The 12,749-nt window shown below is 62.0% G+C and carries 12 protein-coding genes; 6 read left to right on the top strand and 6 right to left on the bottom strand.

What is annotated here, in order from left to right; translation table 11 throughout:
- The coding region (locus ABNU55_RS15245) for a response regulator transcription factor (protein WP_348764548.1) at positions 1-644 on the top strand (644 nt) is incomplete at its 5' end.
- An 80-nt stretch (positions 645-724) separates the two neighbouring features.
- Here ABNU55_RS15245 and ABNU55_RS15240 read toward each other — a convergent pair.
- The 4 genes from ABNU55_RS15240 to dnaK form a co-directional block, all read right to left on the bottom strand.
- Positions 725-2,206 carry an aldehyde dehydrogenase family protein gene (locus ABNU55_RS15240; RefSeq protein WP_290750780.1) on the bottom strand — a complete coding sequence of 494 codons (1,482 nt, stop codon included), beginning with the start codon at positions 2,204-2,206 and terminating at the stop codon, positions 725-727.
- 91 nt (positions 2,207-2,297) lie between these two features.
- The gene (locus tag ABNU55_RS15235) at positions 2,298-2,810 is read right to left on the bottom strand and encodes a hypothetical protein (RefSeq protein WP_290750778.1); all 513 of its coding nucleotides are present in this window, start codon (positions 2,808-2,810) and stop codon (positions 2,298-2,300) included.
- The gene (locus tag ABNU55_RS15230; RefSeq protein WP_290750775.1) at positions 2,807-4,129 is read right to left on the bottom strand and encodes a mechanosensitive ion channel family protein; all 1,323 of its coding nucleotides are present in this window, start codon (positions 4,127-4,129) and stop codon (positions 2,807-2,809) included. Before ABNU55_RS15230 ends, ABNU55_RS15235 begins: the two co-directional genes overlap by 4 nt.
- Before the next feature lie 105 nt (positions 4,130-4,234).
- Entirely contained in the window at positions 4,235-6,145 is a 1,911-nt protein-coding gene (gene dnaK, locus ABNU55_RS15225; RefSeq protein ID WP_290750772.1) for a molecular chaperone DnaK, read from the bottom strand.
- Positions 6,146-6,413: 268 nt separating this feature from the next.
- Here dnaK and ABNU55_RS15220 point away from each other — a divergent pair, with 268 nt between their 5' ends.
- The 3 genes from ABNU55_RS15220 (at position 6,414) to ABNU55_RS15210 (ending at position 8,941) form a co-directional block, all read left to right on the top strand.
- Complete coding sequence (locus ABNU55_RS15220) at positions 6,414-6,656, top strand: DUF2061 domain-containing protein (RefSeq protein ID WP_348764547.1); 243 nt, start codon at positions 6,414-6,416, stop codon at positions 6,654-6,656.
- A 73-nt stretch (positions 6,657-6,729) separates the two neighbouring features.
- Complete coding sequence (locus ABNU55_RS15215) at positions 6,730-7,821, top strand: aldo/keto reductase (protein WP_290750767.1); 1,092 nt, start codon at positions 6,730-6,732, stop codon at positions 7,819-7,821.
- Between the two features lie 136 nt (positions 7,822-7,957).
- A complete protein-coding gene (locus ABNU55_RS15210; protein ID WP_290750765.1) occupies positions 7,958-8,941 on the top strand; it encodes a hypothetical protein in 984 nt (327 codons plus the stop codon).
- 3 nt (positions 8,942-8,944) lie between these two features.
- On the opposite strand, the gene ABNU55_RS15205 is transcribed toward ABNU55_RS15210, so the two are convergent.
- Together ABNU55_RS15205 and hrcA are read right to left on the bottom strand one after the other, a co-directional pair.
- Complete coding sequence (locus tag ABNU55_RS15205; RefSeq protein ID WP_290750762.1) at positions 8,945-9,544, bottom strand: nucleotide exchange factor GrpE; 600 nt, start codon at positions 9,542-9,544, stop codon at positions 8,945-8,947.
- Between the two features lie 19 nt (positions 9,545-9,563).
- The gene (gene hrcA / locus ABNU55_RS15200; RefSeq protein ID WP_290750759.1) at positions 9,564-10,640 is read right to left on the bottom strand and encodes a heat-inducible transcriptional repressor HrcA; all 1,077 of its coding nucleotides are present in this window, start codon (positions 10,638-10,640) and stop codon (positions 9,564-9,566) included.
- An 88-nt stretch (positions 10,641-10,728) separates the two neighbouring features.
- On the opposite strand from hrcA, the gene ABNU55_RS15195 reads away from it, so the two are divergent.
- Both ABNU55_RS15195 and rph read left to right on the top strand, forming a co-directional pair.
- A complete protein-coding gene (locus tag ABNU55_RS15195; RefSeq protein WP_290750757.1) occupies positions 10,729-12,123 on the top strand; it encodes an MFS transporter in 1,395 nt (464 codons plus the stop codon).
- A partial coding sequence (rph, locus tag ABNU55_RS15190) for a ribonuclease PH (protein WP_348764546.1) occupies positions 12,124-12,749 on the top strand: 626 nt, incomplete at its 3' end. It lies immediately after the preceding gene.

Genomic DNA, 12,749 nt, shown 5'->3' with positions numbered 1-12,749 from the left:
ACATCTACACCACCGACCTCGGTGAAGAGGGCGTAGACCTCGGCAAGGTGTATGAATACGACATCATCGTTCTCGACCTCGATCTGCCGGACATCTCTGGCTATGACGTCCTGAAACAGCTTCGCATGGCCCGTATCAATACGCCGGTCCTGATCCTGTCGGGCAATCCCGACATCGAAGCCAAGGTCAAGACACTCGGCTATGGCGCCGACGACTATCTGACCAAGCCGTTCAACAGGGATGAGCTGATCGCCCGTATCACCGCGATCGTGCGCCGCTCCAAGGGCCACGCCGAAAGCGTCATCCGCACCGGCGAGATCGTCGTCAATCTCGACTCCAAGACGGTTGAGGTCGAAGGCGACCGCGTGCACCTGACCGGCAAGGAATACCAGATGTTCGAGCTGCTCTCGCTTCGCAAGGGCGTGACGCTCACCAAGGAAATGTTCCTCAACCACCTTTATGGCGGCATGGACGAGCCGGAACTGAAGATCATCGACGTCTTCATCTGCAAGCTCCGCAAGAAGCTCGCCAAGGCGACGGCCACGGCCGACAATCCGGGCGGTGAGCACTATATCGAAACGGTCTGGGGGCGCGGCTATGTCCTGCGCGACCCGAAGAAGAAAGAAGACGCGATCGCCGCCTGATCCGTCCTTTCAGACCGAACAGTCAAAAAACCCCGGCCTATGCGCCGGGGTTTTTCTTTTGGGGCTGCCGCTGCCCTGCCCTAGCCGAGATCATCGAGGGAGAAAGGGTACTGGCGCGACTCACGCTGGATGCTGATCCAGTGATCGGTGGTGAAGGCGTCGACCGCCCAGCGGCCATTGAACCGGCCAATGCCGGAATTCTTCTCACCGCCAAACGGGCTGAAGGGGGAATCGTTGACCGGCTGGTCGTTCACATGGGTCATGCCGGCCTCAACCTTTTTGGCGAAGGCAACGCCGCGCTCAATGTCGCGCGTGAAGACGGCACTTGAGAGGCCGTACTCGGTCTTGTTGGCAAGGCGCAGGGCGTCTTCTTCACCCTTCGCCCGGATGATCGGGGCGACCGGGCCGAAAATCTCATTGGTGCAGAGACAGGAATCCTCGGCAACATCGACGAAGACGTGCGGCGGGATGACGAGGCCATCCCGGTCGCCGCCAAGACGGCAGTCGGCACCTTCATCCTTTGCTTTCTGGATAAGCTCCATGACGCCGTCGGCCTGGTCTTCATTGACCAGCGGACCGACAAATGTGTCGGGCTTCGATGGATCGCCGACCTTCAGTTCCCTTGCCCGCTCCACGAACTTGTCGACAAAGGCGTCAAAGACGCTGTCATCGACGATGATGCGGTTGATCGCCATGCAGATCTGTCCGGCATGCATGAACTTGCCCCAGAGGGCCGCATCGACGGCATTATCGATATCGGCGTCATCCAGGACAACAATGGGTCCATTGCCACCAAGCTCAAGCTCCAGCTGTTTCAGGATCGGGGATTTGGAGACCGTCTCCGCAATACCCCGCCCGACTGGCGTGGAGCCGGTGAAAGAAACGAGACGCGGGATTTCGTGCTCGATGAGGGCTGTGCCAATGTCGGAGCCACCGCCCGGCAGGACACTCACGAGGCCTTGCGGCAGACCGGCCTCCTCCACCAGCTTGGCAAAGATCGTCCCGCCCGTAACGATGGAGTCGCTCGCAGGCTTCAGCACGACGCCATTGCCGACAGCCAGCGCGGGCGCCAGCGTGCGCGCAGTCAGCTGAAGCGGGAAATTCCAGGGACTGATAAGAGCGACGACACCGACGGGCTGGCGGTAGGAGCGCGATTCCTTGCCCGGCATGTCTTCCGGCAGGATACGCCCCTCCACCATGAACGGCAGAACGGCCGCCTCGCGCAGGACGCCCAGCACCAGCTGCACTTCCAGCGCGGCCTTGACCTGCGTGCCGCCGATCTCGCGGGTAATCCATCCCATCACTTCCTCGCGGCGCGCTTCCAGACAGTCAGCCATCGCCGACATCTTGGCCGCGCGGGCAGACGGGGCGAGCGCGGCCCAGTCGGCCTGCGCTTTCTTGGCTGCCTTGCAAGCCTCATCGACATCGCTGGCCGTCGCGGCCTTCATCTCGAAGACCGTCTCGCCATTATAGGGATTGGTGTTCTTGAGCGTCTTTCCGGTGCCCTCGCGCCATTTTCCGGCGAGGAAGATCTGGTCGAGATTGGTATAGGCGTCTGGCATGGAAAGCTCCTGTCGAATGATCAACAGAGTCAATTCATGAGCGCCGGACCGCGTTCCGCAGGTGCGACAGGGTGCACCGGGCTGAAAAGCCTCAGGCCTCGACCACGCTGCGCAAGCTGGCAAGAAACTGTCTCACATCCGCCTCGGCTGCGCTCAACGCGAAGTCAGCAAGGGCGGTCTCGCTCCAGCCATCCGGCGGGTTGAGCGCGCTCGTCAGCCGGTCAAGCTCTCCCCGCTGCGCCTCATCCAGCGGGAGCTTACCGGCTTCGCGCAACAGGAGCAGAAGCTCATGAATGCGCCGCATGCGGTGAAAGGCAGGGCCAAGGCGGGAAAGAAGCGAGAGGTCTTCGCGCCAGTCGGCCCCCTCAAACACCTCCTGCACCACGCGCTGACCCGCGCCATGGCAATCGAAGGCCACGCAACCGGAGAACCCCTTCTCCTCCAGCCGGTCGTGAATGCGGCAGCCATGGCAGGCATTGAGGTTTTGGCAGGGCTCACCGCCGGCCTTGTCGAAGCCGAAGGATGCCGACTTGTCGAAGGGCAGCAGCACGCAGCAGAGGGCGGCGCACTGGCTGCAATCGGCGTCCAGCGACGGCTTGCTCACTCGCCTTCCCCGCCATCGCCGCCGTCGGCGTCAACTGCGCGCCCGCTCGGTTGTGGGCCCTTTGTCGACTTGCCACGGCCTTTTGCAGAGCCCTTCACGCTGCGGCTGCGGTTCTTTGACGGCACGCTGGCCTCGTCGCTCGCATCCTCGTCCTCATCCCCCTCACCGGGCGGGCTGAATGTCTCCGGCGCGAAGCCGTCGGGCAGCTTCTCGAAATAGAGCGAGCGGCTGGGGAAAGCGAAGCCTGCCTCATGTTCCTCGACCGTCTTCTTGATAAAGAAGGCCAGCTGCTCCTTGATGGCGAGCCATTCGCCCCAGGTCGTCGTCTTGGTGAAGCAGTAGACCATGAGATTGACGGCTGAGTCGCCGAACTCATCGACATGGACAAAGGTCGACACGTCAGAGGCAGGGGCGAAGTCGTCCGTCTTCTCGATATAGTCTGCAATCGCGCCGCGGATCTTGTTCAGCGTCTCACTGTCGGTGCGGTATTCCAGCCCGATCTTCCAGTAGATCCGGCGATGCGTCATGCGTGAGAAATTGACCAGCGGATTGTCGGCAAGCTTGGCATTCGGCACATAGACCGGCGCCTTGTCGAACCGGCGCACCGTGGTGGAGCGGAAGCCGACATCTTCCACCGTGCCTTCGACCACGCCGTCCACAAATACCCAGTCGCCCTTGGCAAGGCGCTGTTCGGCAATGATCGTCATCCCCGCGATGAGGTTCTTGAAAAGGTCCTGGGCGCCCAGCGCCACAGCGACCGACAGCAGGGACAGCGAGGCGAGGAACGGGATCACCGGAATGCCCCAGACATTCAGGATCGCCGCGCCGCCGACAAAGACGATGACGCCCTGCAGGATACGCGTCACCCAGCCGATAAACGTGTCGCCCAACACCTGCTGGACCCGTCCAGCCAGCTGAAGCAGGGGTTTCACGACGCGGTAGAGCGCCCAGAAGATCGCAAAGATGATGACCGACTGGGTCAGCGAGATGAAGAATGTATCGACGTCGCCCTCAGCGCCCATGGCCTGGGCCGCGAAATAGATACCGGCCGCGACCGGCAGCAGCGAAATGGGGGCCTTCAGCGCCTCAACCAGGCGGTCATCGAACTCAGTCTCGGTCTCGCCCGCCAGCCTTCCAAGGGTGGCCACGATGAATTTCGCGATCAGGCCGCGCGCGAAAAAGGCGACCAGAAGGATAACAATCGCCAGCACGCCCCGCCCGACCGGCTGTCCGAGAAAGCCGGTGCTGAGAACGCTTTCCACTTGTGTCCAGAACCCTTGGAGGGATTGGACAATACCAAGATCCTGAAGCTCTTCCATCTGTGCTTCCTCTTTTCAGCCGGGGCAATGCCCGCGCCTGTCTCTTCATAGCAAAACGCCCCGCAAGGGTGTTGCGGGGCGCTTCAGTGTCAGATGAGGGTGGGTCTAGGCCGACTTGCGGTCGTCGTCCACCTCTTCAAAGTCTGCATCGACGACATCATCGTCGCTGGACTGTGCGTCAGCCTTTGCATCGGTCTCGGCAGCCTCTTCCTGCTGGCTGGCATAGATTGCCTCGCCCAGCTTCATGGCGGCTGTCATCAGGGCCTGGTGCTTGGCCTGGATGTCTTCGAGATTGTCGCCTTCGGCAGCTTTCTTCAGCTCTTCGGACGCTTTCTCGATTTCGGCCTTCACCTCGGTCCCGACCTTGTCGCCATGCTCGGAGAGCTGCTTCTCGGTCTGGTGCACGAGGGCTTCGGCGCCGTTCTTGGCTTCGACGAGTTCGCGGCGCTTCTTGTCGGCCTCCGCATTGGACTCGGCGTCCTTCATCATCGTGTTGATCTCGTCCTCGGACAGACCGCCATTCGCCTGAATGGTGATCTTCTGCTCCTTGTTGGTCGCCTTGTCCTTGGCCGAGACGTTCACGATGCCGTTGGCGTCGATGTCGAACGTCACCTCGATCTGCGGCACGCCGCGCGGGGCAGCCGGAATGCCTTCGAGATTGAACTGGCCGAGGATCTTGTTGTCGGCGGCCATTTCACGCTCGCCCTGGAAGACGCGGATGGTCACGGCCGGCTGATTGTCCTCAGCGGTCGAGAAGGTCTGCGACTTCTTGGTCGGGATCGTGGTGTTGCGGTCGATGAGACGGGTGAAGACACCGCCCAGCGTTTCGATACCGAGCGACAGCGGGGTCACGTCGAGAAGGACAACATCCTTCACGTCGCCCTGCAGCACGCCGCCCTGGATCGCTGCGCCGATGGCAACGACTTCATCCGGGTTCACACCCTTGTGCGGCTCCTTGCCGAAGAAGTCCTTCACGGCAGCCTGCACGGCCGGCATGCGGGTCATACCGCCGACGAGAACGACATCATCGATCTCGGAGGTGGACTTGCCGGCATCGGCCAGCGCCTTCTTGCACGGCTCGATGGTGCGCTTGACGAGGTCTTCGACAAGGCTCTCGAACTTGGCGCGGGTCAGCTTGATGTTGAGGTGTTTCGGGCCCGACTGGTCAGCCGTGATGAAAGGCAGGTTCACTTCGTACTGCGTGGCAGCCGAAAGCTCCTTCTTGGCCTTCTCGGCTTCTTCCTTCAGGCGCTGGAGGGCCAGCTTGTCCTTGGAAAGGTCGATGCCCTGGTCCTTCTTGAACTCGGAGACGAGGTGATCAACGATCCGCAGGTCAAAGTCCTCACCGCCGAGGAAGGTGTCGCCATTGGTCGACAGCACTTCGAAGACACCGTCACCGATCTCGAGCAGCGAGACGTCGAACGTACCACCGCCAAGGTCATAGACGGCAATCGTCTTGTTGGCATCCTTGTCGAGACCATAGGCCAGCGCAGCAGCCGTCGGCTCGTTGATGATGCGCAGGACTTCAAGGCCAGCGATCTTGCCGGCATCCTTGGTGGCCTGACGCTGGGCGTCGTTGAAGTAGGCCGGAACCGTGATGACGGCCTGCTCGACCGTTTCACCGAGATAGTTCTCAGCCGTTTCCTTCATCTTGGTCAGGATGAAGGCGGAGATTTCCTGCGGCGCGTATTCCTTGTCGCGGCCTTTGACCCAGGCATCGCCATTCTTGCCTTTGACGATCTCGAAGGGCGAGATTTCCTTGTCCTTCTGCGCAGTCGGGTCGTCGAACTGACGGCCGATCAGGCGCTTGATCGCATAGAAGGTGAAATCCGGGTTGGTGACGGCCTGACGGCGCGCCGGCATACCGATGAGGCGTTCGCCGCCTTCGGTGAAGGCAACCACGGACGGGGTCGTGCGGGCGCCTTCTGCGTTTTCGATGACCTTGGCTTCCTTGCCATCCATGACGGCAACACAGCTATTGGTGGTGCCGAGGTCGATACCGATAATCTTTCCCATTTTATACTCTCTCTTCTTTCAGCCGCCGCCGTCTCGTTTTCTTGGCCTGTCGAGGCAGCGCCCCGAAACAGCGGCTCTACGGGTTGAGATTTGCGCCCGCCACAATAGCGAACGCGTCCTACCGCTGCGATATGGGAAGGCCTTTCGCAGGCTCAAGAGGGCGGATCACATTTGAGTGAAGCTGTCACCCCATGCCATAGATAAATTCTATGCATTTGCGGGTAACTATTCATTTGAAGGGAGGCATGGGCAACTTACCTCATTCGCCATGCTCAAACCGCTCAAGCGCCTGCCCCGCCCCCTCATCAAGACGATGACCTACAGTCTCATGCACCTGACGGTCGCCGTCAGTGTTGCCTATGCGCTGACGGGCAATCTCGCCGTGGCGCTCGGCATCGGTCTGATTGAACCGTTCGTGCAGACATTTGCCTATTCGCTGCATGAGCGGGCGTGGGCGAAAGCGGGTAAAACACGCCCCACAAATGGGCCGCAGAGCCAACCGGTATGGTAGAGCTGGCCTGCGTCTCTGGTCTTCCTGTTTCTGCATCCCACATCCGCAGGGAGCAGGACCAGGAGAATATCCAATGAAATATACCACGCTCGGCCGCACCGGCCTCATCGTCTCGAAACTCTGTCTCGGCACCATGACCTTTGGCGGCAATGGCGGTATCTGGAAATATATCGGCAAGCAGCAGCAGGACGAAGCCGACGAGATGGTCCGCACGGCCTTCGATGCCGGCATCAACTTCTTCGACACGGCCAATGTCTATTCGGCCGGCCAGTCGGAAAAGCTGCTCGGTCAGGCGATCCGCAACACGGGCCTTCCACGCGATGAGATCGTGGTGGCGACAAAGGTTTTCGGCCGTGTCTCCACCCTTGTGGGAGAGGATGCCTCCGCCGCCGAAAAGGCAGAGGCCGAACGCCGCGAGACCGAGGCACGCAATATCAGCGGCCTCTCGCGCAAACACATCATGGACAGCGTCGAGAAGAGCCTGGAGCGGCTGCAGCTCGACTATATCGACCTCTATCAGGTCCACGGCACCGATCCGCTGACACCGATCGAGGAAACGGTCGAAGCCCTCGACCTGCTCGTGCGCCACAACAAGGTGCGCTATGTCGGCCTCTGCAACATGCCGGCCTGGCTGATCATGAAGGCACTGGCCTATGCCCGCGAAAAGGGTCTGCACCGGTTTGAGAGTGCGCAGATGTACTATTCCCTTGCGGGGCGTGACCTCGAACGCGAGGTCGTGCCGCTCGCAAAGGATCAGGACCTTGCCATCCTTCCCTGGAGCCCGCTCGCCGGCGGCTTCCTGTCAGGCAAGTTCACACGCGACAGCGACGGGCCGAATGATGCGCGCCGCACCGTTTTCGACTTCCCGCCCGTGGACAAGGAGAAGGGCTTCGACATCGTCGATGTCATGCGGGAAATTGCGGACGCGAAATCGGTGAGCGTGCCACAGGTCGCCCTTGGCTGGCTGCTGCACCAGCCGCATGTGACCAGCGTGATCGTCGGCGCGAGCAAGGTCTCGCAACTGAAGGACAATCTCGGCGCGGTCGATATCGAGCTTTCAGAAGACGAGCTTGCCCGGCTGAACGAGGTCTCTGCCCTCAAGGCTGAATATCCAGGCTGGATGCTGGAGCGCCAGCAGGCCGACAGGCTGGATCAGATCGACTAGGAGAAGGCGGCGCCCTTCCTCCTCGTCCGAGGACCCGATAGGGCACCGCGCGGAACCATATCGTCTGTCTGTCCCTTCCATTGCGTGCAGGACACGTCATGGAAGGGACAGAACACCAATGGGCAAGGACGCTTCGATGCGACAGCTAATGGCCGGCCTCGCCGGGCTGACGCTGATGGCTGCATGCCAACCGGCAGACACAGAAGAATCGGTCGGGACGGGTCCCGAGAGCAGCGCGCCCGCGTCAGATGAAGCGCCCGCCGCCAGCGAAGTCTATGGCGATCCGCCTCATGGCACACGTGAAGCCCTGCCCCGCACCGTCATTGAAGGCCCAGACTTCACGCTGACCGAGCTCTGGCAGCTTGATGGCTTCGATGACCCGCAGGGCGTCCTGCACCTGCCCGATGGCAGCTATCTCATTGCCAATTCCGGCGGCGGGCGCGACGAGATCGATGCCGATGGCTGGATATCGAAAGTGTCGGCGGGCGGAGAAATGCTGTCCGAACGGTTCGCTGTCGGCATGACCGCGCCGGGCGGCATGGTCCTCGACAGAGGCGTTATCTATGTCGCCGATGGCGATACGATCCACATGGTCGACCCGGATAATGGCATCCTTATGCGCTCCATCGCGGTCCCGGGTGCCGACCGGCTGAGCGACATCACAGCGCTGAATGCGAGCCTCTATGCCGTGGATGGCAGCGACGGCACGCTCTACCAGATCGCGGGCGCCGATGTGGCTGAATGGGTGCAGGACGAACGGCTCACAGGCGCGCGGTCGCTTCTCGCCGATCAGGATGGCCTGCTCGTCCCCGCCGGGGCATCGGGCTCTGTCTACCGGGTAGATGAGGCCAAAAGGGTGAGCGAAACGATGAGCGGACTGACCGGCGTAAACGCTGTCGCGCCGCTAGAGGCAGGCTATCTCGCCACCGCCGCGCCGGGCCGGATTGTCGCGATTTCCGGGGACGGCACACACGAAACCCTGCTGGATACCGAAGAGAACGGCATCCTGCAGGCGGGTATTCATGTGTTTGGCGACACGGTGGTGACGCTGAACCCGCTGCCCGGCACTGTGAAGGCCTGGCAGATCGGGCCCGCTAACGCTGGTGCCTCCGACGACTAGAGCCTAGTTTGCCTGACCCGCGCTCACCGCCACCATGGCTGCGCGCAGGGTGCGCTCGCCGATCTTCCAGCCGGACTGGAAGGTCTGGGCGATGGTGCCGGAGGGGTGGTCTGACGGGATCTGGCTGACCGCTTCATGCTTGTTCGGGTCAAAGGCAGCGCCCGGCTCTGCATCGATGGCGGTGACGCCATGCTTGGCGAGCTTGGCGTGCAGCTCCTTCTGCGTCATCTCGATCCCGCCCAGCAGGTTCTGGCCTGCCTCGGTCAGGATTTCGCGCTCTTCATCGGGCAGCGCCGCCAGCGCGCGGGCGAGATTGTCCGAGACGCTGAGAAGGTCGCCTGCGAACTTCTCCACCGCATAGGTACGCGCATCAGCGATTTCCTTCTGGGAGCGTTTGCGGACGTTTTCCATCTCGGCATGGGCGCGCAGGACCTGATCCTTCAGCGCTTTGACCTCGCCTTCCAGCTCCGCAATACGCGTTGCCTCATCCGGCTCGTTATTCTCGGCGACTGCGGCTTCTTCCAGCGCTTCGGACTCTGCAGAGCCGGCATCGAGATGTTCCGTATCGACCGCTTCTGGGGGACGCTTCTGATCTTCGCTCATATTCGCTTCCGTTTGCTCTTCACTTCTGGCGCTCGCCGAGGATCTGGCTGACCATACGGGCTGTATAGTCGACCATGGGGATAACACGCGCATAATTCAGCCGTGTTGGCCCGATCACGCCGAGGGCGCCAATAACCTGTCTTGAGGCGTTCATATAGGGGGCCACAATCAGGCTTGAACCCGATAACGGAAAAAGCCTGTTTTCAGCCCCGATGAAAAGGCGCACGCCCTCCGCCTCCCGCGTGGAATCCAGCACATCCAGAAGGCCCTGCTGGCGGTCCAGAATATCGAAGAGCTGGCGCACCTGCTCCATATCCTCAGCCGCACGCGAGTCGGAGAGGAGGTTGGCGCGCCCATGCACGATCAGCGCGCGCTCCTCGCCGGGTACCTCACCCGCCCATTCGGCCAGCCCTTTCTCAACGAGGGACGTCGCGGCCGTATCGAGCTCGGCGCGCCGCTCCTTGATCTCCTCGCGGATGGCGGCGGACGCCTCGCGCAGGGTCCGCCCCTTCAGGCGCGCGGCGAGATAGTTGCCCGCCTCGATCAGTGTTGTGACCGGCAGGCCCTTCGGGATGGGGACGAGGCGGTTTTCGACCTCGCCCAGCTCATCGACCAGGATGCAGAGCGCCTCTCCCGTCGCCAGCGGGACGAATTCGACATGACGGACCGGCCGCTCTCTTGTGGGCGAGGAGACAAGCCCTGCCCCGCCCGCAAGACCGGAAAGGAGCGAGGAGGCTTCCTTCAGGACGCCCTGCAAGTCCCGGCCGCTGGCGCGCAGGCGTTCTTCAATCGCGCCGCGATCGCCCTCAATCGGTTCACCAATTTCAAGGAAACCATCGACGAACAGGCGAAGCCCGACATGGGTCGGCATACGCCCGGCAGAGATATGGGGACTGTCCAGCAGGCCAAGCTCTGTGAGGTCTGACATGACATTCCGGATGGACGCCGGCGACAGGCCGATCCCGCTCTTTGACAGGGTGCGCGAGCCCACAGGCTCACCGGTCTGGAGATAGGTTTCCACCACTTCCCGGAAGATGGAGCGGGAGCGCTCGTCGAGGCTCTGCAGCAGACCGGCAGGTTTGAATGTCTCCGTCATGGGCGCGAGTTTCCAGCGTTTACAATCGCGAGTTTAATCCGTCGTTTTTCCCTTGGACACGGCGCGCAAATGGGTTTGTGTCACGCATATGTCTAGTGTGCCAGCGAAACTGTCGACCCCACAAGTGATTGCTTACGGCTCGGTCGGCATCCCGTTCGGCGCGGTCGGCCTGCCCATGGCCGTCTTCATCGCGCCTTTCTATGCAGAGCAGATGGGGCTCGGAACCGCCCTTGTCGGCGTGGTTTTCATGATCCTGCGTTTCTGGGATCTTTTCTCCGACCCTGTCATGGGCTGGCTGGTCGATACGCGGCCCTCACGGTTCGGCAAGATCCGGCACTGGCTAATCATGGCCGTGCCCATCCTGCTGCCTGCGGTCTACCTGCTCTACAACCCGATCGGCCCGCCGGTCTCGCCGCTCTTCCTCGGCATCATCCTCTTCATCTTCTATATCGGCACGACGATGATCACCACGCCCCACCAGGCCTGGGCGCCGTCCATCGCGCGGACCTATGATGAGCGCTCGCGCCTCTTCATGTGGCGGGAACTGTTCACCATCTCGACCATGCTGATCATGCTCGGCCTGCCGACCCTGCTGGCGCAGACCGGCGATGTGGACCGCAGCCACCAGATATCCATCATGGGGTGGATCCTTATCCTCGCCCTGCCGCTGACGGTTGGCGCGGCCTGCTGGCTGGTCCCCGACCCACAGCCCGACCCCGCCCAGCCAAAGGCGAGCTTTGCACCCAGCGCCATACTGGAGGCCTTGCGCCAGCAGACCCTCTGGCGGCTTCTGGCCACTGAAATCTTCATCGGGATTGCCATTGCGGGCACCGCCGGGACATTCCTCTTTGCCGCCCAGTGGGGCTTCGGCGTGATCAATCTCGCCCCGCTTATCCTGATGGCGCACTTCATCGCAGGCTTTGTCGCCATGCCGGTCTGGGTCTGGCTCTCCAAGCGCACCGAGAAGTATATCGCGATGCGCTATGTCTGCCTCTGGTCGGCGCTGACCTATATCGCTTACTTCCCGCTTGCGATGTTCGGCGGCGGGGCGCTGCTGCTGTTCATCGCCACGATCATCTCCGGTCTGGGCTATGGCACGCCTTTTATCCTCGTGCGCTCGATGATGGCCGACCTTGTGGAGGCCGAAGAGGTGCGCGGCGGTGCCAACCGGTCGGGGCTTTTCTATTCGCTGATGTCCGGCGCCTACAAGACAGGCGCGAGCTTTGCCATTGGCATCCCCTATATCCTGCTCGGCGTCCTTGTCGGCTTCAATCCGTCGGGCGCCAATTCATCCGGCACGGTGACCGGCCTCATGGTCGTCTTCGTCTCCGTCCCGGTCGTCTCCTACCTCCTCGCCGCGTTTCTCATCTGGCGCTATCCCATCACCCGTGCCTCGCAGCAGGAAACTGCTGAAGCCATCAACAGGGGTGGACAAGCCAATCTGGAATCGCTTCACCCCCCGGTGAAAGATGGAGATTTATAGATGACCGACCTTGTGCGCCCGTCCGGCCGCGCCGCTGACCAGCTGCGCGATATCGTGCTTGAAACCAATGTGACCCGCTATGCAGAAGGCTCGTGCATGGCGAAGTTCGGCCACACCCATGTCCTTTGCACCGCGTCCTGGTCCGACAGCGTGCCGCCATGGCTGCGCGGTCAGGGCAAGGGCTGGGTCACCGGCGAATATGGCATGCTGCCGCGCGCCACGCACACCCGCGGCAGCCGTGAAGCGGCGCGCGGCAAGCAGTCCGGCCGCACGCAGGAAATCCAGCGCCTCATCGGCCGTTCCCTGCGCTCGGTGGTGGACCTCACCGCCCTCGGCGAAAACCAGCTCACCATCGACTGCGACGTCATCCAGGCCGATGGCGGCACCCGCACCGCCTCGATCACGGGCGGCTTCGTCGCCATGGCGCTTGCGCTCAAATATCTGCGCGAGGAAGGCGTGATCGATAAGGACCCGATCCAGAAACAGGCCGCTGCCATTTCTGTCGGCCTCTACAAGGACCACCCCGTCCTCGACCTCGACTACCCGGAAGATTCCGGCGGCGAAGGCGACATGAATGTCGTCATGAGTTCAGATGGCGGCTTCATCGAAATCCAGGGCACCGGCGA

This window comes from uncultured Henriciella sp. (assembly GCF_964005855.1).
GTDB lineage: Bacteria > Pseudomonadota > Alphaproteobacteria > Caulobacterales > Hyphomonadaceae > Henriciella.
The sequence above is the reverse complement of the archived record's forward strand: the minus strand, read 5'-3'. Positions and strand labels throughout refer to the sequence as shown.

What these genes read in the sequence shown, in the direction of transcription:
- ABNU55_RS15230 (WP_290750775.1), bottom strand. Translation starts at nt 4,129, where the DNA reads ATGGAAGAGCTTCAGGATCTTGGTATTGTCCAATCCCTCCAAGGGTTC.
- ABNU55_RS15210 (WP_290750765.1), top strand. Translation starts at nt 7,958, where the DNA reads ATGCGACAGCTAATGGCCGGCCTCGCCGGGCTGACGCTGATGGCTGCA.
- ABNU55_RS15205 (WP_290750762.1), bottom strand. Translation starts at nt 9,544, where the DNA reads ATGAGCGAAGATCAGAAGCGTCCCCCAGAAGCGGTCGATACGGAACAT.
- hrcA (WP_290750759.1), bottom strand. Translation starts at nt 10,640, where the DNA reads ATGACGGAGACATTCAAACCTGCCGGTCTGCTGCAGAGCCTCGACGAG.
- dnaK (WP_290750772.1), bottom strand. Translation starts at nt 6,145, where the DNA reads ATGGGAAAGATTATCGGTATCGACCTCGGCACCACCAATAGCTGTGTT.
- ABNU55_RS15220 (WP_348764547.1), top strand. Translation starts at nt 6,414, where the DNA reads ATGCTCAAACCGCTCAAGCGCCTGCCCCGCCCCCTCATCAAGACGATG.
- ABNU55_RS15195 (WP_290750757.1), top strand. Translation starts at nt 10,729, where the DNA reads ATGTCTAGTGTGCCAGCGAAACTGTCGACCCCACAAGTGATTGCTTAC.
- ABNU55_RS15215 (WP_290750767.1), top strand. Translation starts at nt 6,730, where the DNA reads ATGAAATATACCACGCTCGGCCGCACCGGCCTCATCGTCTCGAAACTC.
- ABNU55_RS15240 (WP_290750780.1), bottom strand. Translation starts at nt 2,206, where the DNA reads ATGCCAGACGCCTATACCAATCTCGACCAGATCTTCCTCGCCGGAAAA.